This is a genomic window from Nonomuraea sp. NPDC005650 (assembly GCF_040605375.1).
In the GTDB taxonomy this organism is placed as follows: domain Bacteria; phylum Actinomycetota; class Actinomycetes; order Streptosporangiales; family Streptosporangiaceae; genus Nonomuraea.
Genome location: NZ_JBEXCR010000024.1, coordinates 69,194 through 90,299, shown reverse-complemented (window position 1 = coordinate 90,299; position 21,106 = coordinate 69,194). Strand labels below are relative to the sequence as shown.

The 21,106-nt window shown below is 71.1% G+C and carries 17 protein-coding genes and 1 tRNA gene; 11 read left to right on the top strand and 7 right to left on the bottom strand.

Features of this window, described 5'->3' with window-relative positions:
- Window positions 1–7: 7 nt before the first annotated feature.
- Entirely contained in the window at window positions 8–625 is a 618-nt protein-coding gene (locus ABZS69_RS36755; RefSeq protein WP_355380174.1) for a cupin domain-containing protein, read from the bottom strand.
- A gap of 191 nt (window positions 626–816) precedes the next feature.
- Here ABZS69_RS36755 and ABZS69_RS36750 point away from each other — a divergent pair, with 191 nt between their 5' ends.
- Genes ABZS69_RS36750 through ABZS69_RS36730 form a run of 5 tightly spaced genes read left to right on the top strand, consistent with a single transcriptional unit; the run spans window position 817 to window position 7,607 of the window.
- The gene (locus ABZS69_RS36750) at window positions 817–2,106 is read left to right on the top strand and encodes an extracellular solute-binding protein (RefSeq protein WP_355380172.1); all 1,290 of its coding nucleotides are present in this window, start codon (window positions 817–819) and stop codon (window positions 2,104–2,106) included.
- 23 nt (window positions 2,107–2,129) lie between these two features.
- Window positions 2,130–3,050 carry a sugar ABC transporter permease gene (locus tag ABZS69_RS36745; RefSeq protein WP_355380170.1) on the top strand — a complete coding sequence of 307 codons (921 nt, stop codon included), beginning with the start codon at window positions 2,130–2,132 and terminating at the stop codon, window positions 3,048–3,050.
- A gap of 5 nt (window positions 3,051–3,055) precedes the next feature.
- Entirely contained in the window at window positions 3,056–3,958 is a 903-nt protein-coding gene (locus ABZS69_RS36740) for a carbohydrate ABC transporter permease (RefSeq protein ID WP_355380168.1), read from the top strand.
- A 30-nt stretch (window positions 3,959–3,988) separates the two neighbouring features.
- A complete protein-coding gene (locus ABZS69_RS36735; RefSeq protein WP_355380166.1) occupies window positions 3,989–6,436 on the top strand; it encodes a glycoside hydrolase family 3 C-terminal domain-containing protein in 2,448 nt (815 codons plus the stop codon).
- Window positions 6,437–6,470: 34 nt separating this feature from the next.
- Window positions 6,471–7,607 carry an ROK family protein gene (locus ABZS69_RS36730; protein WP_355380164.1) on the top strand — a complete coding sequence of 379 codons (1,137 nt, stop codon included), beginning with the start codon at window positions 6,471–6,473 and terminating at the stop codon, window positions 7,605–7,607.
- A gap of 46 nt (window positions 7,608–7,653) precedes the next feature.
- Here ABZS69_RS36730 and ABZS69_RS36725 read toward each other — a convergent pair.
- Window positions 7,654–7,727: transfer RNA gene (locus ABZS69_RS36725), tRNA-Lys, on the bottom strand.
- A gap of 117 nt (window positions 7,728–7,844) precedes the next feature.
- On the opposite strand from ABZS69_RS36725, the gene ABZS69_RS36720 reads away from it, so the two are divergent.
- Together ABZS69_RS36720 and ABZS69_RS36715 are read left to right on the top strand one after the other, a co-directional pair.
- Window positions 7,845–8,693 (top strand): MoxR family ATPase, encoded by an 849-nt coding sequence (locus ABZS69_RS36720; RefSeq protein ID WP_355380161.1) that lies wholly within the window; start codon window positions 7,845–7,847, stop codon window positions 8,691–8,693.
- On the top strand, window positions 8,677–10,032 hold the full coding sequence (locus ABZS69_RS36715; protein ID WP_355380159.1) for a VWA domain-containing protein: 1,356 nt from the start codon (window positions 8,677–8,679) through the stop codon (window positions 10,030–10,032). The genes ABZS69_RS36720 and ABZS69_RS36715 overlap by 17 nt, the downstream gene beginning before the upstream one ends.
- A gap of 4 nt (window positions 10,033–10,036) precedes the next feature.
- Here the strand turns inward: ABZS69_RS36715 and ABZS69_RS36710 are convergent, their stop codons facing one another.
- Entirely contained in the window at window positions 10,037–10,804 is a 768-nt protein-coding gene (locus ABZS69_RS36710) for a nuclease-related domain-containing protein (RefSeq protein WP_355380157.1), read from the bottom strand.
- A 183-nt stretch (window positions 10,805–10,987) separates the two neighbouring features.
- On the opposite strand from ABZS69_RS36710, the gene ABZS69_RS36705 reads away from it, so the two are divergent.
- Window positions 10,988–11,578, top strand: a complete 591-nt coding sequence (locus ABZS69_RS36705; protein ID WP_355380155.1) for a TetR/AcrR family transcriptional regulator — start codon at window positions 10,988–10,990, stop codon at window positions 11,576–11,578.
- On the opposite strand, the gene ABZS69_RS36700 is transcribed toward ABZS69_RS36705, so the two are convergent.
- Genes ABZS69_RS36700 through ABZS69_RS36690 form a run of 3 tightly spaced genes read right to left on the bottom strand, consistent with a single transcriptional unit; the run spans window position 11,549 to window position 14,972 of the window.
- Complete coding sequence (locus ABZS69_RS36700) at window positions 11,549–12,613, bottom strand: acyl-CoA dehydrogenase family protein (protein ID WP_355380153.1); 1,065 nt, start codon at window positions 12,611–12,613, stop codon at window positions 11,549–11,551. The genes ABZS69_RS36705 and ABZS69_RS36700 overlap by 30 nt on opposite strands.
- Window positions 12,610–13,773 (bottom strand): acyl-CoA dehydrogenase family protein, encoded by a 1,164-nt coding sequence (locus tag ABZS69_RS36695; protein ID WP_355380151.1) that lies wholly within the window; start codon window positions 13,771–13,773, stop codon window positions 12,610–12,612. Before ABZS69_RS36695 ends, ABZS69_RS36700 begins: the two co-directional genes overlap by 4 nt.
- Window positions 13,770–14,972 (bottom strand): acyl-CoA dehydrogenase family protein, encoded by a 1,203-nt coding sequence (locus tag ABZS69_RS36690; RefSeq protein WP_355380149.1) that lies wholly within the window; start codon window positions 14,970–14,972, stop codon window positions 13,770–13,772. Before ABZS69_RS36690 ends, ABZS69_RS36695 begins: the two co-directional genes overlap by 4 nt.
- Before the next feature lie 109 nt (window positions 14,973–15,081).
- On the opposite strand from ABZS69_RS36690, the gene ABZS69_RS36685 reads away from it, so the two are divergent.
- A complete protein-coding gene (locus ABZS69_RS36685) occupies window positions 15,082–15,657 on the top strand; it encodes a GNAT family protein (RefSeq protein ID WP_355380147.1) in 576 nt (191 codons plus the stop codon).
- Window positions 15,658–15,664: 7 nt separating this feature from the next.
- Complete coding sequence (locus ABZS69_RS36680) at window positions 15,665–18,514, top strand: hypothetical protein (RefSeq protein ID WP_355380145.1); 2,850 nt, start codon at window positions 15,665–15,667, stop codon at window positions 18,512–18,514.
- A 476-nt stretch (window positions 18,515–18,990) separates the two neighbouring features.
- Here ABZS69_RS36680 and ABZS69_RS36675 read toward each other — a convergent pair whose 3' ends face one another.
- A complete protein-coding gene (locus ABZS69_RS36675) occupies window positions 18,991–19,545 on the bottom strand; it encodes a TetR family transcriptional regulator C-terminal domain-containing protein (protein WP_355380144.1) in 555 nt (184 codons plus the stop codon).
- Between the two features lie 88 nt (window positions 19,546–19,633).
- Between ABZS69_RS36675 and ABZS69_RS36670 the strand changes: the two genes are divergently transcribed.
- The gene (locus ABZS69_RS36670; RefSeq protein WP_355380142.1) at window positions 19,634–20,980 is read left to right on the top strand and encodes an FAD-dependent monooxygenase; all 1,347 of its coding nucleotides are present in this window, start codon (window positions 19,634–19,636) and stop codon (window positions 20,978–20,980) included.
- Window positions 20,981–21,106 lie beyond the last annotated feature (126 nt).

Sequence of the window (21,106 nt, the reverse complement as noted above, 5' to 3'; positions counted from 1 at the left end):
TCCATCCTCAGGCCGGATCGAGGTTGAGCCAGACCGCGACGGCCGGGGTCTCGCCGGAGTTGACGATCCGGTGCGGGCGGGCCGAGGAGTAGGCGATCACGTCACCGGTGCCGAGCACGTGGACCTCGCCGCCGAGCTCCACGGTGAGCGAGCCCGAGATCACGACGCCGAACTCCCTGCCGCCGTGATGGGTGGCACGCGGACCGCTGGTGCCGCCGGGGGCGTACTCGTTGACGGCCATCTCGAGCCCGGCCTTCCTGTCGTGGTGGGCCACGCGACGGGTCGTGCCCTCGCTGGTGCGCACGACGGCCTGCTCGGCCAGCCGGGTCACGGGCGAGCCCGGCTCCGAGCCGGGCCAGTCGAACAGCTCGTACATGTGCGAGCCCAGAGCTGAGGCCACAGAGACCAGTGTTCCCACCGACGCGCTGGAGACTCCGCGTTCGAGCATGCTGAGCATCGAGATGCTGATCCCGGTGCGCTCGGCGACCTCCTTGAGCGTCAGACCCTGACCGGAGCGCAGCATGCGGATCCGGGCGCCGATCTGCGCCATGGCCTCGTCGGCGTTCTGCTGGGCGGCCACGCTCGCGGCCGCCTTCTCGATGCCGGTGGCGTCCGCTGGGGTCATGGCTCTCTCCGATCGGTGGATGGGGACGTCGGGGCACTCACGATTTCATCAACACTGTAACTGATTCATGGCCATTTAACGCGGGACTGTTGCATAAATCGGTCCGCGAGCCCCATAGTGGCTGACACGCAGCCCGCCGGGGAGGCTGCCCTACCCCCGCCACCTCCGGATTCTCCCGAAGGACCACGCACATGACCGCTAAGAAGTGGGTCCGCGGCCTGGCGATCGCGACCGCCGTCACCTTCACTCTCACCGGGTGCGGCCGCGACGCCGCCGGCACCACCGAAGCGCCGGCGGACGTCTCCGCCGTCAACGACTCCCCCGCCACCGGCGACATCACGATCTGGGCCATGGGTACCGAGGGCGAGCTGATGCCGGAGATCGCCAAGGCGTTCCAGAAGGCGAACCCCCAGGCCCGCGTGACCGTGACCGCGGTTCCCTGGGACGACGCCCCCACCAAGATCTCAACCGCGATCGCCTCAGGGCAGACGCCCGACGCGACCCTGCTCAACCCGGAGACGCTCGCCGCGTTCGTCGCCGCGCAGGGCTTCGCCCCGGTGCCCCAGGGCCTGCTCGACGAGGCCGCCTTCGACGCGAACGCGATGGCGGCGACGAAGATCGGGGGCAAGAGCTACGCCGTGCCGCTCTACGTCGACACCAGGACCCTCTTCTACCGCAAGGACCTCGCCGAGAAGGCGGGCGTGCGGGCGCCCCGCTCCTGGGCCGAGCTCACCTCGTTCGCGGCGGCGCTGCAGGAGAACGGCGCCAAGGAGGGGCTGCTGCTGCCGACCGGGGAGGCGGGGTTCACCCACCAGGTGCTCGTGCCCTACATCTGGCAGGCCGGCGGAGCCCTCACCGACCCCGCGCAGGGCGGGTTCACCATGAACGCGCCCCAGGTGGTCGAGGGCCTGACCACGTACCAGTCCCTGATCAAGAAGGGCGTGGCCAGCGAGACCGGCACCTACGAGCCGTGGGGGTCGGTCGAGGAGCGCCTGGCCAAGGGGGAGATCGGGTCCGTGGTCAACGGCTCCTGGTTGATCGGGCCGCTGAAGAAGCTGCTGGGCGCCGAGTTCGACAAGAAGATCGGCCTCACCACGGTGCCCGCGGGCCCCGGCGGCGGCATCAGCTGGCTCAGCGGCGGGCAACTGGCCGTCTTCCGCGACGCCAAGAACGCCGACGGAGCCTGGAAGTTCATCCGGTTCCTCTCCACGCCGGAACAGGCCGCCGAGTTCAGCCGGCTCACCGCCGACCTGCCCGCGGTCACCGAGGCGTGGCAGGTCGCGGGGCTGAACGACGACCCGGCCGTCGCGGTCTTCCGCGACCAGTTGAAGGCCACCGCCAACCCGCCCACGGTCCCGACCTGGGCCGAGCTGTCGGCGATCATCGACGGGTACGGCGAGCGGCTGGCCAGGGGGACGATCACCCCGCAGGACGCGGCGGCGGGACTGCAGAAGGACATGTCCGCCGTCGGCCTGAAGTGACGGCCCGAAGGAGATCGTCCCTGATGAGCCCCACCGCCAAGGCGCCCGCCGCCCCGCCGCCCCTGCCGGGGTGGCGGCGGCGCCGGGCGCTGGCCGCCTGGCTGTTCGCGCTGCCGTTCAGCGTGTTGTTCGCGCTGTTCATGGTCGGGCCGCTGGTCGCCTCGCTCGGCATGAGCTTCACCGACATGACGGGCCGCGACCTGCGCAATCCGTTCTCCGTCGACGTCGTCGGCCTGGCCAACTTCGCCGAGCTGTTCTCCGACGCCAAGTTCCTGCGGGCGGTCGTGAACACCGCCTACTTCGTCGGCGTGGGCGTGCCGCTCACCGTGGTCGTCTCCCTGCTGATCGCGATGGCGCTGAACAACGGCATCACCCGCTTCCGCACGCTGTTCCGGGTCGGCTTCTACACCCCGGTCGTGACCAGCATCGTCGCCATCGCCGTGGTCTGGAAGTACATCCTCGAACCGGGCGGACTGCTGAACCAGGGCCTCGCCGCCGTCGGCATCAGCGGGCCCGACTGGCTGCACGACACCAGCTTCGCGATGCCCTCGCTCATCCTCATGGCGATGTGGCGCAACATGGGCACGCTGATGATCGTCTTCCTGGCCGGGCTGCAGGGCGTACCGGCCGAGGTGTACGAGGCCGCCCGCGTGGACGGCGCCGGCGCCTTCCAGCGCTTCCGCAAGCTCACCCTTCCGCTGATGCGCCCCACGATCCTGCTCGGCTGCGTGCTGATCAGCGTCTACTACTTCCAGTTCTTCGAGGAGGCGTTCGTGATGACCGGCGGAGGGCCGTTGGACAGCACGCTCTCGATCACCTACTTCACCTACAACGAGTTCGGCTACGGCAACTACGGCTACGCCTCCGCCGCGAGCTACGTCCTCGCGATCGCCATCGCCCTGGTGACGCTCGTCCAGTTCCGCCTGCTCCGCCCGAAGGACTGAGACCGTTGCAGCAGACCACCGTCACCACGACCGCGCGTGGCGAGGAGCGGGCGGACGAGCGGGACCGCCCGCGAGCCGGGGCCCGCCGGTCCGCGGCGCCGAACCGCTGGTATCTCTACATTCCGCTGACGGTCGCTCTCGCCGCCACCTTGCTTCCGTTCGTGTGGATGGTGAGCGGCGCGTTCAAGCCGCAGAGTGAGATCCTCTCCCGCGAGATCGCCATCCTGCCGGTGAACGGCACCCTGCAGAACTTCCACGACCTGTTCACCCGGGTCGACTTCACCCGGTACTTCGGCAACAGCGCGGTCGTCGCGGTGGCCGTCGTCCTGGGGAACCTGCTGTTCTGCTCGATGCTCGGCTACGCGCTGACCAAGCTCGACTTCCCCGGCAGGCGGGTGCTGTTCGCGCTGGTGATGACGATGCTCATGGTGCCGACCGTGGTCACGTTCATCCCGCTGTTCGTGCTCATCACGAGGATGGGGCTGGCCAACACCTACGGCGCGCTCATCCTGCCGTTCCTGGCGACCCCGCTCGGGGTCTTCATCATGCGCCAGTTCATCCGCGACATCCCCGACTCGCTGATCGAGGCCGCCCGGCTCGACGGGGCCGGCGAATTCCGGATCTTCTTCACGATCGTGCTGCCGCTGTCCGCGCCGGCGCTGGCGACCGTGGCGATCCTGCAGTTCCTGTCCTCCTGGAACGAGTTCCTCTGGCCGCTCGTCGCGGCCCAGACCGAGGACATGTACACGCTCCCCGTGGCGATCGCGCTGATCTCGGCGGGCGCCAACTCGGTCAACTACGGGCTGCTGCTGGCGGGCGCGACGGTGATCGTGCTCCCGATCCTCGTGCTGTTCCTCTCCCTGCAGCGCCACTTCGTCCAGGGCATCTCCACGACGGGCATGAAGTAGTCCGCCCCTATGAAAGGTGACCATTCACCCATGTCCGCAGACCCCCGTCTCCACGAGCTGTGCGCCGGCCTCACCCTGGAGGAGAAGGTCAGGCTCCTGACCGGCCGTGACTTCTGGTCGACCCACGGCCTGGAGCGGATCGGCCTGCGCCCGGTCGTGTTCTCCGACGGCCCGTCCGGCATCCGGGGCCAGGCGTGGGACGAACGCGACCCCTCGGTGAGCCTCCCCTGCGGGACCGCGCTGGCGGCGTCCTGGGACCGCGAGCTCGCGATGGCGTACGGCGCGGTGCTCGCGGGCGAGGCCCGGCGCAAGGGCGTGGACGTCGTGCTCGGGCCCACCATCAACATGCACCGCACCCCCGGCGGCGGCCGGAGTTTCGAGGCGTTCAGCGAGGATCCCGTGCTGACCGGCGACCTCGCCGCGGCCTACGTCGAGGGCATCCAGCGGCACGGCGTCGGCGCCACCCCCAAGCACTACCTGTGCAACGACTTCGAGACCGACCGCTACACCGTGGACGTGCGCGTCGACGAGCGGAGCCTGCGAGAGGTGTACCTGGCCGCCTTCGAGAAGTCGGTCACCCAGGCGGGCGCCTGGCTGGTGATGAGCTCCTACAACTCCGTCAACGGCGCCACGGCCAGCGAGAACGACCTGCTGGAGACGCCGCTCAACGACGAGTGGGGGTTCGACGGGGTGGTCGTCGGCGACTGGACCGGCGTACGCAGCCTGCGCAGCGCCCGCTTCTCCCAGGACCTGGTCATGCCAGGACCCGACGGGCCATGGGGCGAGGCCCTGGTGAAGGCCGTCGAGGCGGGCGAGATCGACGAGACGGTGGTGGACCGCAAGGTGCTGCGCCTGCTCGGCCTGGCCGCCCGGCTGGGCCGGCTCGACGGCTTCGCGCCGGCCGCCCCCCGGAGCGCGCCCCAGCTCGACCCGACCGGCTTCGCGCGCTCCGCGGCCGCGGCGGGATCGGTGCTGCTGGAGAACCGGGGCCTCCTGCCGGTCGACCCTGGCCGGGTGCGGCGGATCCTGGTGACCGGCCAGACCGCCCAGCGTCCCCTCGTCCAGGGCGGCGGCAGCGCCACCGTCGTGCCCGCGCACGTGATCACCCCGCTGGAGGGGGTCCGGGCGGCGTTCCCCGGCGCGCAGGTCGAGTACCGTCCCGGGCCGCTGGTGGAGAACGGGCTCGACTTCCTGCCGCCGAACCGGACCGCCAACCCGGTCACCGGAGGCGACGGGGTCCACGTCCGCTTCACCGACGCGGCCGGGACGGTGATCCACACCGAGGATCGCCACTCGACCAACCTGGTGTGGTTCGGCGGCGAGGCGCCGATCGAGGACACCGCCACCGTGGACTTCGCCACCGTCTACCGGCCCGAGACCAGCGGCCGGATCCGCTTCGGGGTCAGCTCCGTCGGCGCGGTACGGGTGGAGGCCGACGGCGTGGTGGTCTTCGACGAGGAGATCGAGCCCGTCGGCACCGATCTCGGCGCCGCCCTGCTGGCCGCCCCGGTGCGCGCCTTCGAGATCGAGGCCGTCGCGGGCGAGCCCGTCGAGCTGCGCCTGACGCACGCGCCGCGGCGCGGCGCCGAGGGCCTGCGGAACGCGCTGGGCTTCCGCTTCGGCCTGCTGCCGCCGGATCTGGACGACGACCGGCTCATCGCGGACGCGGTCACCGCCGCGGACGAGGCGGACCTGGTCGTGGTCGTCGTCGGCAGCAACAAGGAGCTGGAGGCCGAGGGCGAGGACCGGCGCACGCTGACCCTCCCCGGCCGCCAGGACGACCTGGTCACGGCCCTCGCCGCGGCCAACCCGGCCACGGTCGCGATCGTCAACTGCGGCGCCCCGATGCTGCTGCCCTGGGCCGGCGAGGTGGGAGCCGTGCTCCAGGTCTGGTTCGGCGGGCAGGAGATGGGCCACGCCGTCGGCGACCTGCTCACCGGTCGCGCCGAACCCGGGGGCCGCCTGCCCAGCACCTGGCCCGCGGCCGAAGGCGACGTGCCGATCCTCGCGATCGAGCCCGTCGACGGGCGAGTGGACTACCACGAGGGCGTGCACGTCGGCTACCGCAACTGGCTGCGGCTGGGCCGTACCCCGGGGTACCCGTTCGGCCACGGCCTGGGCTACACCACCTGGTCCCTGGACCGCATCCTGGCCCCCGCCGCCCTCTCCCCCGCGTCGGACGAGACGGTCACGGTGCGGGTCGGCGTCACCAACACCGGCGGCCGGGCCGGCAAGCAGGTCGTCCAGGTGTACGCCGAACGCGCCGGCAGTGCCGTGGACCGGCCGGCGATCTGGCTCGCCGGTTTCGCCTCCGTGCTGCTGGAGGCAGGGGAGAGCGCCGTCGTCGACGTCGTCGTCCCGATCCGGGCGTTCGCCCACTGGGACTCGGGCTGGCAGTATGAGCCGGGCGAGTTCGCGCTCACGGCCGGCTTCTCCAGCGCCGACCGGCGCCTGACGACGACCGTGCGCGTGGCCTGATCGGCGGCCTCGCGTGCGCAACGGAAGGACGCGGATGACCGGGCTCGATCTGAAGGGCATGCGCCTGGCGAACGCCGGGACGGTGCTCGGCGCGCTCTACGATCGCTCAGCCGCCACCCTCGCGGAGCTCACCGCGGTGACCGGGCTGTCCCGGCGCACCGTGGAGCTGATCCTGACCGAGCTGGAGGAGACGGGCTGGATCCGCACCCTGCCGCCGGAGCCGTCCGCCAACGGCCGGGGCCGCCCGGCCCGCCAGTTCGCCTTCCGCGCCGACGCCGGGGCGGTGGCCGGCATCGACATCGCGCACGACCGCTGCTCGGTGGCCGTCGCCGACCTGCGGGGCGCGGTGCTGGCCGACGCCGAACTACCGGTCGCCGGCGAGCCGGACCGCGACGAACGGCTGCGGCTCGCACACGAGGCGGTCCGCCGCGCCCTGGACGCGGCCGGGCTGCGCCACGACCAGATCGGCGCGGTCGGCGTGGCGACCCCGGGCAACGTCGATGACGCGGGCGCGATGGCCGCCGACCTGTCGATGCGCGGCTGGAAGGGCGTACGTCTCGGCGAGGTCTTCGCCGAGACGTTCCCCTGCCCGATCCACGTCGAGAACGACGCCAAGCTCGCGGTGCTGGCCGAGCTGTGGGAGGGCGCGACGCCCGACGCCGACCACGTGCTGTGGCTGATGCTCGAAGGCCGCTACAACGGCATGGGCATCGTCGCGGACGGCAAGCTCTACCGGGGCGTCGACGGAGCCGCGGGTGAGATCTTCTGGGCCAAGGCACTCGGTCTCGACGACCTGATGACCTCCCCGCTGATCGGGCTCGGCCGGCTGCAGCCGGACTCCCGCCGCGCCGAGGCGACGAAGATCCTGGCGCGGGCCCGGGCCGGCGACGCCGCCGCCCTGGCCGAGGTGGACCGCTTCGCCGCGATCCTCGCCCGCGCCCTGTCCGCCCTCGCCTGGACGCTGGCGCCGCGGCACATCGTCCTGGGCGGCTCGCTGACCTCGGCGTTCGGTGACCTGCTCGTCTCCACGGTCGACAAGTTCCTCACCGACATCCCCGCGTTCGTGGACGTACGGCGCTCGGCCCTGGGCGCCTCGGCGGCTCTGCGCGGCACCGTCCGCGCCGCCCTCGACCTCTTCGACTGCGCCGCCACCGCCCCGATCCGCCCCTGAAAACAGGAAAAACCGCCTAGCAAGCTAGACGGTTTCACCTGGGCTGTGCGCCGCCAGGGACTCGAACCCCGGACCCGCTGATTAAGAGTCAGCTGCTCTAACCAACTGAGCTAGCGGCGCTTGCAGAGAGGAATATACCGGTGATCCGCATCCTGGTCGAATCGGTAACAGGCGGGCCTGCCGGACCATCGGGCTAGAATAAAGTTCGGCCCCGGGCTCCGGCAGACAGGATCATCGATGTTCGACTCTCCCACCGATGTGACGGAGCGGCTCACCGCCGTGGATTACCTCTCCGACGACGCCATCTCCACCTCGGTGTTCCTGGCCGCGGCGCTGGGCAAGCCGCTGCTGGTCGAAGGCCCCGCGGGCGTGGGCAAGACGCAGCTCGCCAAGGCCGTGGCGATGGCGACCGGCGCCGAGCTGATCAGGCTGCAGTGTTACGAGGGGCTCGACGAGGCCAGGGCCCTGTACGAGTGGAACTACAAGAAGCAGCTGCTCAGGATCCAGGCCACCAGCGCGGACGACGACATCTTCTCCGAGGAGTTCCTGCTGGAGCGGCCGCTGCTGAAGGCGATCAGGGCCGCCGGCCCCACCGTGCTGCTCATCGACGAGACCGACAAGGCCGACGTCGAGGTCGAGGGGCTGCTGCTGGAGCTGCTGTCCGACTTCCAGATCACGATCCCCGAGCTGGGCACGATCGCCGCCACGCGCCGGCCGTACGTGGTGCTGACCTCCAACGCCACCCGCGAGCTGTCGGAGGCGCTCAAGCGGCGCTGCCTCTACCTGCATCTCGGATACCCCACGCCCGAGCGGGAGCGGGACATCGTGCTCAGCCAGGTGCCGGGCATCCGGGCCGACCTGGCCGAGCGGCTGGCCAGGACGGTGGCCACGCTGCGGGCGCTGGAGCTGAAGAAGGCGCCGTCGGTGGCCGAGACCGTCGACTGGGCCAACACGCTGCTGGCGCTCGGGCGCGACGACCTCGACGAGGCCACCGTGGCGGGCACGCTGGGCGTGGTGCTCAAGCACGCCTCCGACCAGGCGCGAGCGGTCAAGGAGCTGGGGCTGCCGGATGTCGCTGATCGATAGACATGTCGGGTTCGTGCGGGCGCTGCGCGAGGCCGGGATCCCGGTGTCGGTGGCCGAGGGGCTGGACGCCGCACACGCGCTGCGGGTGATCGAGCTGAGCGAGCGGGAGTCGCTGCGGGCCGCCTACGCGGCGACGCTGGTCAAGAAGCCCGCCTACCGGCCGGGGTTCGACGTGCTGTTCGACCTGTGGTTCCCGGCCTCGACGTCCGGCGTGCACGCCGAGCGGCCGATCGACCTGGGGGCGGCCCCGGTCGACGAGCTGCGCGACCACCTCGCCCGGCTGCTGACCGGCGGCACCGACCAGGAGCTGCGCGAGTTCGCCCAGGCCATGGTGGGGCGCTTCGGCCATCAGCCGGCCGCGACCCCCGGGCGGCAGAGCTGGTTCTCCTACAGTGTCATGCGCGCCCTGTCCCCCGAGACGCTGATGGCCCGCATCCTCCAGAACGTCCTCCAGGGCCAGGAGCGCGGCGGCCTGGCCGAGAAGAACGTCCGCAGGACGGTCTACGACAACACCCGGCGCTTCGAGGAGGCCGTGGCCACCGACGTGCGCCGCCGCATCGCCGAGGACTCGGGGATCGAGCGCATCGCCCGCTCCGCCGTCCGCCCTCCGCTCGACCAGATCGACTTCCTCCGCATCACCAAGGCGGATCTGGCCAGGCTGCGCCGCGAGGTCTACCCGCTGGCCAGGCGGCTGGCCACGCGCCTGACGATCAAGCAGCGCAGGGGCCGGCGCGGCCGCCTCGACTTCCGCAGGACCATGCGGGCCTCGCTGCAGAGCGGCGGCGTGCCGCTGACCACGCACTTCAGGCCGCCGCGGCCGCACAAGCCCGAGCTGGTCATCCTCTGCGACACCAGCGACTCGGTCTCGTCGTTCGCCCACTTCACGCTGCTGCTCACGTACGCGCTGAGGGAGCAGTTCACCAAGGTGCGGGCTTTCGGGTTCGTGGACACGGTGGACGAGATCACCAGGTTCTTCGTGCCGGGCGCCGACGTGGTCGAAGCCGTGACCAGGCTGACGAGCGAGGCCGACATGGTGCGCTTCGGGCGTACCAACTACGGGCACTCGCTGGAGCGCTTCGCCGAGCGTTACGGCGACGCCGTCGGGCCCAAGACCTCGCTGCTGATCCTGGGCGACGCCCGCTCCAACTACCAGCCGCCCGCCCTCGACGTGCTCAGGTCGCTCGTGGGCCGGTCGCGGCACGCGTACTGGCTCAATCCCGAGCCCACGGCGCAGTGGGACACGGGAGACTCGATCGCGAGCGAGTACGGCACGGTCGTGCCCATGCACGAGTGCCGCAACGTCGCCCAGCTCACCGCCTTCATCGAGACGCTGGCCTGAAGCCTCAGGCGCGGTGCAGTTCCCTGGCCGCGGTGCGGGTCAGCAGCTCGATCTGCTCGGCGTTGAGTACGACGTGCTCGGCCGACTTGATCAGCTTGGCCACCAGCCGCGGCTTGAGCAGCGTCAGCCCCTCGGCGACCACGACGCCGCCCTTGGGCAGCAGCCCGCAGTGGACGGCGAGCAACGGCGTGATCGTCACCGGGACGCGCGTCTCGCGGCTCAGCAGCTCGGCGAACGCCTCGGAGGCCTCCACCAGCGGTTTGGCCGTCTTGGTGCCGTACTTCTCGCCGAAGAACAGCCGGCCGGCGTAGCAGGCGATCTCGGTGTCGGGGCTCCAGGACTCGTTGTCGATGAGCCACACGCCGCCCGGGCCGATCACCAGGTGGTCGATCGACGCCTGGCCGCGGATGGCGCGGCCGTCGAGCACGCTGTAGCCGCGGCGGGCCAGGGACCTGCGCAGCAGCTTCCCGGTGATCGCCTCTCCCTTCCGGGCGCCGCGCCAGACGGCCGTCGCGTGGAAGGAACGCCAGTCGAGCAGCCAGTCACCGGCCGCCACGAGCCCGGCCAGGAGGATGCCGACCAGCGGCGCGGTGCCGCCGAGGTCGAACCTGAGGGCCAGCGCGACCCCGACCACGAACCCCACGGCGGCCTTGACGTACCGGGACTTGCGCCGGTTGCCGGCGTCCTCACGCCAGAACTTCTCGTACCACCACTGCGGAGAAGACCCTGTGTACTTCTCGTCTGGCTGCACGTAGATAGAGCCACCAGGCACGGCAATCTCCCCCAAACTAGATGTGATTTGCAGGATCTGCCACGCCGAAGATCCCTCGCCAGTCAAGGGATACCCGCTCCCTAACCAAGGCGAGCCTAAGGTGACGCAAATAGTACCCGCAAGACCAGCAAATGACCTCGACCGACCAGTCGGTATGCTAAAGCAGGTGACAAAGGGGGACATGTGAAAGAGGAACCGGTCAGACAGCGACTGCTCGCCGAGGCGACCCGCCTGTTCGCCGAGCGCGGCTTCGAAGGCACCTCCGTCCAGGAGATCGTCATGGCGGCCGGCGTCACCAAGGGCGCCATGTACCACTACTTCGACTCCAAGGACGACCTGCTGCACGAGATCTACGCCCGGGTGCTGCGCATGCAGATGGAGCGGCTGACGCGGATCGCCGCCGGCCCCGGCGACGTGCGGCGGCGCCTCTACCGGGCCGCGGCCGACGTCGTGGAGACCACGGCCGCGAACCTCGACGACTCCAAGATCTTCTTCAGATCGATGCACCTGCTCGCCCCGGAGACGCAGAAGAGCGTGCGCGCCGAGCGCCGCCGCTACCACGAGCGCTTCCGCGACCTCGTGGCCGAGGGCCAGCGCGAGGGCGTCTTCAGCGACCGGGTCCCGGCGGAGCTGGTCGTCGACTACTTCTTCGGCTCGGTGCACCACCTGGGCTCGTGGTTCCACGTGGACGGGCCGCTGACCGGCGCCCAGGTGGGCAGGCACTTCGCCGACCTGCTGCTCACCTCACTCGGGGCCGGGCACGTCGACGAGTGAGGCCAGCGCCGCGCGGTGGTCGCCGGGCGTGCCCAGCGCGATCTCCGAGGCCTTGGCGCGCTTGAGATAGAGATGTACGGGGTGCTCCCACGTCATCCCGATCCCTCCGTGGAGCTGCAGGGCCTCTTCGGCCGCGTGCACGGCCACGCCCGCGTTCCACGACTGGGCCACGGCCACGGCGACCCCCGAGCCGTCGGTCGCGGCGCTCCTGGCGGCGGCCCTGGCCCGTACGACGTCCAGCCACAGGTCGGCCAGCCGGTGCTTGATCGACTGGAAGGAGCCGATCGGCCGGGCGAACTGGTGGCGCTCCCTGACGTAGGCGAGCGTCGTGTCGAGGCACCACTCGGCCACCCCGAGCTGCTCGGACGCCAGCAGCCCCGCCCCGAACCGCAGCACGTCGGCCAGGTCGCACTCCCCCACGTCCCTGGCCTCGGTCCCGTCGAAGGTGACGGTCGCGACGGGCCTGGTCTGGTCGAGCGACGGCACGACCCTGACGACCGCACCCGCTTCCACGGCGTGCAGCCTGCCCTCGACGGGCACCAGCAGCACGTCGGCCACGTCGGCCCCGGCCACCCCCGCGACCGTCCCGGTCAGCCGCCCGTCCTCGAGCCGCACGGTCGCGCCCGGCCGGTACGGGGAGGCCGCGAACGGCACGACGAGGGCGGCGGTCTTCCTGCCCTCGGCCAGCTCCGCCAGCAGGGCGCCGCCGCCCCCTGGGCCGGTCGGCAGCAGCGCGCGGGTGGCCAGCACCGAGCTGGTGAAGAACGGCACCGGCGCCACTCCCCTGCCCAGCTCCTCCAGCACGACGGCCGCCTCGCTGGCCGACGCCCCGGCGCCGCCGTACTGCTCGGGGATGAGCAGCCCGGCCACCCCGATCTCGCCCGCCAGCGTCTTCCACAGGTCCAGGTCGTAGGGGTCGGACTCGATCCGCTTGAGCACGGCGGCGGGCGGGCAGCGGTCGGCGAGCAGCCCGCGCACCGCGGTCCGCAGCTCCTCCTCGACCTCGGAGTAGAGCAGCGTCATCGGGTCGCTCATCGCGGCAGGTCCTTCCAGGGCACGTCCTTGTCGACGCGGGGCTCTGAGGGCAGGCCGAGCACCCGTTCGGAGATGATGTTGCGCAGGATCTCGGACGTGCCGCCCTCGATCGAGTTGCCCTTGGCCCGCAGGTAGCGGTAGCCGGGGCCGCGACCGTAGAAGTCGACGTCCTCGGAGCGGCGGAAGGTCCAGTCGTCGTAGCCCAGGTCGCGCCCGAACTCCACCTCGAAGCCGGACAGCGCCTGGTTGAGCTTGGCGAACGACAGCTTCATGCCGGACCCCTCCGGCCCCGGCTGGCCGGCGGCGAGCTGCTCGCGCAGCCGTACCCCGGACAGGCGGGTGACCTCCGACTCCACCCAGAGCGACAGCAGCCGCTGGTGCAGCTCGTGGCTGCGCAGCTCGGGGTGGGCGCGCCAGGAGTCGACCACGACGCCGACCATGCCGCCGCCGCGCCGCACGGGAGCGCCGCCGATGGCCACGCGCTCGTTCATCAGCGTGGTCTGCGCGACCCGCCAGCCGTCGCCGACCTCGCCGAGCCGCAGGTCGTCGGGGAGCCGCACGCCGGTCAGGAACACCTCGTTGAACTCGGCCTCACCGGTGATCTGCCGCAGCGGCCGCACCTCGACGCCCGGCGCGTGCATGTCGCAGATGAAGTACGTCATGCCGCGGTGTTTCGGCACGTCCGGATCGGTACGGGTGACGAGGATGGCCCACCTGGCGTGATGGGCGCCGGACGTCCAGACCTTCTGTCCGTCGACGACCCATTCGTCCCCGTCCCTGATGGCGCGGGTCCCGAGCGTGGCCAGGTCGGATCCGGCGCCGGGCTCGCTGAAGAGCTGGCACCAGATCTCCTCGCCGGTCCACAGCGGCCGGAGGAAGCGGCGTTTCTGCTCCTCCGTCCCGAACGTCAGGATCGTCGGCGCCGCCATCCCCAGGCCGATGCCCTGGACGCCGACGTTGAGCTGCGGCGTACCGGCCAGCTCCCGCTCCACGACCTGCTGCAGCTCCCGTGACGCGCCCAGCCCGCCGAGCCCTTCGGGGAACCACACCCAGGCCAGCCCCGCGTCGAACCGCGCCCGCAGGAACTCCAGCCGGTCCCCCTCCGGGTCGTGCTCCGCGAGGAACGCCGCGACCCGCTCCTTGATCTCCGCCTCGTTCACATGTACCTCTTCAGCTCGCGATAGGCCAGGGACCGCTTGTGCACCTCGTCGGGGCCGTCCGCCAGGCGCAGCGACCGGGCGCCCGCCCAGAGCCCCGCCAGCGGGAAGTCCTGCGAGACGCCGCCCGCGCCGTGCACCTGGACGGCCTTGTCCAGGATCCACTCCACGGCGAGCGGGGTGGAGATCTTGATGGCCTGGATCTCGGTGTGCGCGCCCTGGTTGCCCACCGTGTCCATGAGCCAGGCGGTCTTGAGCACGAGCAGGCGCAACTGCTCGATCCTGATCCGGGACTCGGCGATCCAGTCCTGGACCACGCCCTGCTGGGCGACGGGCTTGCCGAACGTCGTCCTGGCCAGCGCCCGCCTGCACATGAGCTCGACGGCGCGCTCGGCCATGCCGATCAGGCGCATGCAGTGGTGGATGCGGCCGGGGCCGAGCCGGGCCTGGGCGATGGCGAAGCCGCCGCCCTCCTCGCCGATCAGGTTCTCGACGGGCACGCGTACGTCCTCGAACACGACCTCGGCGTGGCCGCCGTGGTCGGCGTCGGTGTAGCCGAATACGTGCATGCCGCGCTTGACGTGCAGCCCGGGGGTGTCGCGGGGCACCAGGATCATGCTCTGCTGGCGGTGCTTGGGCGCGTCCGGGTTCGTCTTGCCCATGACGATGAAGATCTTGCAGTTGGGGTTCATCGCGCCGGAGATGAACCACTTGCGGCCGTTGATGACGTACTCGCCGCCGTCCCGTGCGATGGAGGTGGCGATGTTCGTGGCGTCCGAGGAGGCCACGTCGGGCTCGGTCATCGCGAACGCGGAGCGGATCTCCCCGTCGAGCAGCGGCTGCAGCCACTCCTTGCGCTGCCACTCGCTGCCGAACATGGACAGGACCTCCATGTTCCCCGTGTCGGGGGCGGCGCAGTTGGTGGCCGTCGGGGCGATGGTGGGACTCCTGCCCATGATCTCCGCCAGCGGCGCGTACTGGAGGTTCGTCAGTCCGGCGCCGTGCTCGCCCGGGAGGAACAGATTCCACAGGCCGCGCTTCCTGGCCTCGTCCTTCAGGTCCTCCATGAGCGGCGGCGGGCTCCAGCCGCTGGTGGCGGCCTGCTCCTCGAAGGCGGGCTCGGCGGGATAGACGCATTCCTCCATGAAGTGGAGCAGTCGTTCGCGCAGGTCCTCGGTGACACTGTCAAAGGCGAAGTCCATGCCAGCGAGCGTACCGACCGGCCGGTATGAGTGTCGACAGGTGGTTCCCCACAAAGAGGTGCAGGTGGCCATAATCAGGACTTCACGGGCAGCCCTAGAGTTACCTGCCATGACCGCGAAGCTGCCCGCCCCCGTGGTGCTCGAGAACGGCGTCGTCCGGCTCGAACCACTCACCCTCGACCACGTTCCCGACCTGTTCGCCGCCTCCGGCGGTGACGAGGAGGTCTGGCGCTGGCTGCCCGCGACCGCGCCGCGTTCCGAGGAGGAGCTGGGGAAGGTCGCCCTCGGCCTGATGTCCGACGACAACCACGTCCCCTTCGCGGTGGTGCCCGAGGAGAGCGGCCGGGCCGTGGGCTGGACCACGTACTGCGACGTGCCCGGCTTCGACGAGAGCGTCGAGATCGGCTGGACGTGGTACGGCCGGTCGGTGTGGCGCACGGCCGTGAACACCGCCTGCAAGCTCCTGCTCATCGACCACGCCTTCGGGCTCGGCTACAACCGCGTCCTGCTCAAGACCGACCACCTCAACCTCCGATCGCAGAACGCCATCAAGCGCATCGGCGGGGTGCACGAGGGCACGCTGCGACGGCACCGCAAGCGGGCCGACGGCACCTGGCGCGACACGGTCTATTTCGGCATCCTCGAAGAGGAGTGGCCGCAGCACCGGGCCCGCTTGGACCGTTAAGGGGTGTATGACTGATCGGCTGGGGAGCTACTGGCTCGGCGCCCGGCTCGACGGCGGCGGACACGTCATCGTCCGCGAGGCCTACGACGAGTCGGGCATACGCCATGCGCTGGGGGTGCCCTGCCTGCCGGACGCCGAGGCCCGCGCCAGGCTCGCCACCGCCGCCTCGGCCGCCGGGCGCGTGCGATCGCTATCGGTCGCCAGGCTGACGGAGGCCTGCCTGGACGGCTCGCCGCCCTACCTGGTCAGCGAGTACGTCCCCGGCCCCACGCTGCGGCAGGTCGTGGACCGGCACGGCCCGTACACGGGCGACGCCCTCTACCGCCTGGCCACGGCCGTCGCCACGGCACTGGCGGCGGCCCACGAGGCGGGCGCGACCCACGGCTCCCTCACCCCCGACAAGGTCATCCTGGGCGCCGAAGGCCCCCGCCTGGTCGGCCTCGGCTGGAGCCCCGGCCACCCACCACCCCCAACCCCCGACACAAACCCCCACAAACCAGACACTCCCTCGCGGTCTCCCACCCCGACACCAGACACGGCCCCTCGGGACCCCACCCACACACCGCCGGTCAGGGACCCTCGGGACCCTCGGGACCCTCGGGACCCCACTCCGCACGCCCACATAGCGACCCCAGACCACCTCCACGAACCCACCCCGAACGCCGCCTTCGGACAGCCGAGTGCGGTGGAACCTTGGGGGCCGGCCTGGGATGTGCACGCCTGGGGCCGGCTGCTGATCTTCGCCGCCTACGGTTCGGACGAGCGATTAGGCCACGGCGAACGGCTGGACCGCCCGTTACGCGGGCTGGTGGCCGCCGCCCTGCAGCGAGATCCCGAACGCCGCCCGAGCGCCCGCCAGCTCCTGCTCTCCCTCCTCGACGCCCCGCAGTCCCAGCAGGGCCGCCTGCTACCCCCCGAGCCCGTCTCCGACCCGCCGTTGGGCGCCCGCGCCGAGGCCGTGTACGCGCAGCTCAGCCCGGCCGAACAGGACCTGGTGCCGGACGTCTTCCTCCGCCTGGTGGGCCTGGACTCCGACGGCTCCGACACCGTCGTCACCACCCCCAGAGCCGACCTGGTCGCCGGCCGCGCCACCGACGAGGTGACCTCGATCGACGGGGTGCTGGAGGCGTACGGAAAAGAGGGCCTCCTCACCCACGACCCACCACCAGAACCACACGACGGCGAGGAGCCGCCCCTGGCCGGGAGCAACTCGCTGGCGATCACGTACGCGGCGCTCCTACGAGCCTGGCCACGGCTGCACGAGTGGCTGGACGGCGAGCGCGACGGACTCGCCGTACACAGGGAGCTGGCACGGGCGACACGGCGGTGGGAGGCGAGCGGACGGCGGGAAGCGGCGCTGTTCCGAGGGGAGCCGCTGGACAGAGCGCTCGCATGGGCGGCCAGCGGCCGAAGGCGGGTGACGCTGAGCGCGGGAGAGCAGACGTTCCTCGACGCGGGGCTCTCCAGGGTACGCAGGAGATCGCGCAGACGCTGGACGGTCATGGCGGGGGTGCTGTCGGTGGTGGTGCTGCTCGCCCTGTGGCAGCGGGGCGCGGCCGACGGACGGCTGGACCAGGCGATGGCGAAGGTGGCGGCATCGCGGGCGGAGGCGCTGCGGCTCGCGGACCCGGTGACGGCCCGCAAGCTGAGCCTCGCCGCGTGGCGTCTGGCGCCGATCCCCGAGGCGCGGCGGGCGCTGACGTCGGCGGACTCGGCGGTGGACGTGTTCGCCGACCCGTACGCGGGCCCACGCTCCCTCCACGCCATCAGCGACGACGGCTCCCGCCTGGCCGCGCTCAACGAGGGAACCCTGCGGGTGTACGACATCCCCACCCGCCGCCAACTCACCCAAACAGCCGGCCCGGTCCAGAGCGTACGCGCCATGGCCTGGTCCCCCGACGGCCACACGCTGGCCCTCGTCGGCGTCGACCGTTCCTACCTCTGGGACACCGCCTCCGGCAACGGCATCGGACCCCCCTTCGGCCGAGGCCTGGGCGCCCCCGGAGAACAATCAGCATGGTTCAGCCCGGGCGGCGGCCTGCTGTTCGCGGCGGCCCGGCTGTCGGGCGAGCGCTGGGCGTGGGACTTGAGGGCCCGACGGGCCACGTTCGCGGGCGAGTACGCGGTGGTGGGCCCTGGGGATCGGGTGGCCCTGGTCTTCGCCGGCAAACGCTCAGAAATCCGCCACCGCACCCCCCAACCACCCCGCCCACCGAACTCACCACCACCCCAGACGCCAGCCCCCCGGCCATCACACGCACGAGGCGAGGATCAGGCAATGCGCGCACCGGATCCGGAACAGCCCCTCACCCCATCCCCGGAGTCCGCATCCTCACCATTGCGGCGGCCACCACCAATACCGTGGCAAAAACCCTCACCCGCACCGTGGCTGGACCGGATGCCATGGGAGTACACAACGTTCGCCCCCGACGGCGAGCGAGTGGCGATCGCCGAGGAGAACGGCATCCAGATCTACGACCTCGACGGAGTACCCACACGATCCACCCGGCTGCGCCCCTCGCCAGGCCATCTGCGCTTCAGCCCGGACGGACAGCTGCTCGTCAGCACAGACAGCGACCGAGTCCGGGTCTGGCGGGTCCACGACGGCAACGGCGCGCCGGTGGCCGACCGGGCAGTGCCCACAACCGGCGTCGACCGAGCGGTCCAGGCCACGTTCACCGGCGACGGACGAAGCGTGCGGGTCCTGGCAGGACGCGGAACCGTCCTGACCATCGAGCTGGAACACGGGCCCACACCTCGGGATCACGCAGCGTACATCTGCTCCCACTACGGCGCCCTCTCCCCGCAGGAGTGGTCCCAGCACCTGCCCGAACTACCGCACCGCAACACCTGCTGACCACCCAGGCCGCCGCGGCTTACCCAAGCCCCCAAACCAAGCGATACCCCAAAGCCCAGCTAACCGCCGAACCCAGCCACCACCACCCCTCGCAGCCCCCACCCACCACCAACCGTCCCAACCGCAACCACCGCCGACCGTCCCAACCTCAACCACCGCCGCCCAACGAAAGCCCAGCCGTCATCGCCCATCCCAACCCCAGCCACCACCGACCGTCCCAACCCCACCCACCGCCGAACCCCGCGACCCCAGCCATCTCCACCCACCGCAACCCCAGCCACCACCGCCCATCGCAACCCCCAACCGCCATTGCCCATCGAGAGCCTAGCCACCGCTGGCTGCCGACATCCCAGTCACTACCAACCACCGAAACCCAGCCAGTCCCGCCCACCGGCGACGGCCGAGACTCCCCCATCTCCCACGCCCCAAGCCCAGGGACGTAAGGATCCCTGGGGGAGTCAGCGAAGCATGCCGGCTCAGCGAAGCATGCCGGCAAGGAGGTCGCGCATGGCCTCGATGAGCTCGTCCAGGGTGGGTGTGGCGCCCGCGCCCGCAATGGCGTCGAACATCAGGCCCTCTCCGAACGCCACCAACTGACGCGCATGTCGCACCGGGTCCCGTGAGCCCAGAGCGGTCAACAGCGCGACGGCGGGGTCACGGAAACCCCGGCCGGCCTCGTCGTAGATCTTGCGCAGCTCCGGCCGCCGAGTCGCCTCCAGGGCCAGCTCGTAGCGGGCCAACGTGCGCCGCCGATCCATCAACTGGATGTGCAGCGCCTCCGCCATGACACCCGGCAGGTCCGACAGTTCGAACGAGTCGCTCTCGTACGCCAGGGCCAAAGCCCGCATCTCCAGCTCCGTCAGCCTGGACAGCGTCAACTCCAGCAAGGCAGCGCGGGTGCGGGCCAGGTTGGACGTGGAACCGGGGGGCAGGCCGGCAGCCTCGTCGACGGCCCGGTGAGTGAGGCCGCGCATACCCCGTTCGGCCAGCAAGGTGATCGCCGTGTCCGCGACGATCTCTGAGCGCTTCACGGAACCCGATACTACAGCGGTAGTACGCCCCGAACTACAGGCGTAGTATGGTGAAACTACAGGCGTAGTGACGACGATGGAGCATGAGATGCCCAGAGCTGTGGTGATCGGTGGCGGGATCGGCGGGTTGACCAGCGGGATCGCGTTAAGCCGCCGAGGATGGGACGTGACCGTGCTGGAGCGGACCGCGAAAATCGATCCCGTCGGCTCGGGGCTCGCCATCGCGGCCAACGCCCTCAAAGCGCTCGACACGCTCGACCTCGGCGATCCCGTCCGCAAGCTCTCCAGGTTGCAGGGACAAGCGGGGATACGGCGGCGGGACGGGCGCTGGCTCGTGCACACCACGACGGAAGCCGCCGACACCCGTTACGGGGATTCGGCGGTGGTCATGCTGCGGGCGACGTTGATGGACGTGCTCGTGGATGCGCTGGGGGCCGACCGGTTGCGGCTGGGCACCACGGTCACCGGGGTGGACGCCGAGGGCGGCGTGGTGCGTACGGATGACGGCGATCTTGCGGCCGACCTGATCGTGGCCGCCGACGGCATCCACTCGAAGACCCGGCAGGCGCTCTTCCCTGAGCACCCCGGTCCGACGTACGCAGGGGTGACGGCCTGGCGCGGCCTCATCCCACGGGGGAATCTCACGATCTCGGGCTCGGAGACCTGGGGCAGGGGGCTCGTGTTCGGCATCACCCCGGTAGCCGACGACATCGTGTACGTGTACGCGACCGACGTGCTACCTGCGGGGACCGTGCTCGGGGACGAGTTGGAGGAGCTGAGGCGGAGGTTCGGGGACTGGCACGAGCCGATTCCCACCCTGCTGCGGGCGGCCGATCCCGCGAAGATCATCCGAAACGACATCCACCACCTCCGCACCCCGCTGCCCGCGTACCACAGGGGGAAGGTGGCGCTGGTGGGCGACGCCGCACACGCGATGACCCCGAACCTCGGCCAGGGGGCCTGCCAGGCAATCGAGGACGCAGTCACCCTCGCCCACGTCACCGACACCAGCCGCGGCGGCGGCGGTGGCGGTGGCGGTGGCGGTGGCGGTGGCGGCGGCGGTGGCGGCGGTGGCGGTGGCGGTGGCAACGGCGCTGGGCACGGCACCGGCACAGGCACCGATGGCAGCAAGGGCGGCCGCGGCGGCAACAGCACCGACGGCGGCAACGGTACCCGCAGCGGCAGCGGGATCGACCTCGCCGCCTACACCGCCGCCCGCCTGGAGCGCACGACGGAGGTAGTTCGTCGGTCGATGTCCATCTGCAAGGTGACCCAGCTCCGCAATCCGGTGGCGGTGTGGGCGCGGGACTTCGGGATGTCACTGGCGGCCAGGCTGAGTCCGGACCTGATGCTGCGGTCCATGGACGATCTCCTTGGCTGGCAACCTCCGACGGCATCTGGGAGCGGTGAGCACGGCCCAACCCCTCACGCGTAACGCCCGGCCTTTGGAAGGCGGGGACGAACTGGTCGGCCCGGAGATCGCCGCAGCTGAGGGCAGGGACGAACTGCCTGGCCTGGCGACCATCCCGTGGAGGCGAGGCGCAACCTGGCCAACCCGGAG

Coding starts and splice junctions, on each gene's coding strand:
- ABZS69_RS36755 (WP_355380174.1), bottom strand. CDS start 625: ATGACCCCAGCGGACGCCACCGGCATCGAGAAGGCGGCCGCGAGCGTG.
- ABZS69_RS36750 (WP_355380172.1), top strand. CDS start 817: ATGACCGCTAAGAAGTGGGTCCGCGGCCTGGCGATCGCGACCGCCGTC.
- ABZS69_RS36745 (WP_355380170.1), top strand. CDS start 2,130: ATGAGCCCCACCGCCAAGGCGCCCGCCGCCCCGCCGCCCCTGCCGGGG.
- ABZS69_RS36735 (WP_355380166.1), top strand. CDS start 3,989: ATGTCCGCAGACCCCCGTCTCCACGAGCTGTGCGCCGGCCTCACCCTG.
- ABZS69_RS36730 (WP_355380164.1), top strand. CDS start 6,471: ATGACCGGGCTCGATCTGAAGGGCATGCGCCTGGCGAACGCCGGGACG.
- ABZS69_RS36720 (WP_355380161.1), top strand. CDS start 7,845: ATGTTCGACTCTCCCACCGATGTGACGGAGCGGCTCACCGCCGTGGAT.
- ABZS69_RS36715 (WP_355380159.1), top strand. CDS start 8,677: ATGTCGCTGATCGATAGACATGTCGGGTTCGTGCGGGCGCTGCGCGAG.
- ABZS69_RS36700 (WP_355380153.1), bottom strand. CDS start 12,613: ATGAGCGACCCGATGACGCTGCTCTACTCCGAGGTCGAGGAGGAGCTG.
- ABZS69_RS36690 (WP_355380149.1), bottom strand. CDS start 14,972: ATGGACTTCGCCTTTGACAGTGTCACCGAGGACCTGCGCGAACGACTG.
- ABZS69_RS36685 (WP_355380147.1), top strand. CDS start 15,082: ATGACCGCGAAGCTGCCCGCCCCCGTGGTGCTCGAGAACGGCGTCGTC.
- ABZS69_RS36680 (WP_355380145.1), top strand. CDS start 15,665: ATGACTGATCGGCTGGGGAGCTACTGGCTCGGCGCCCGGCTCGACGGC.
- ABZS69_RS36670 (WP_355380142.1), top strand. CDS start 19,634: ATGCCCAGAGCTGTGGTGATCGGTGGCGGGATCGGCGGGTTGACCAGC.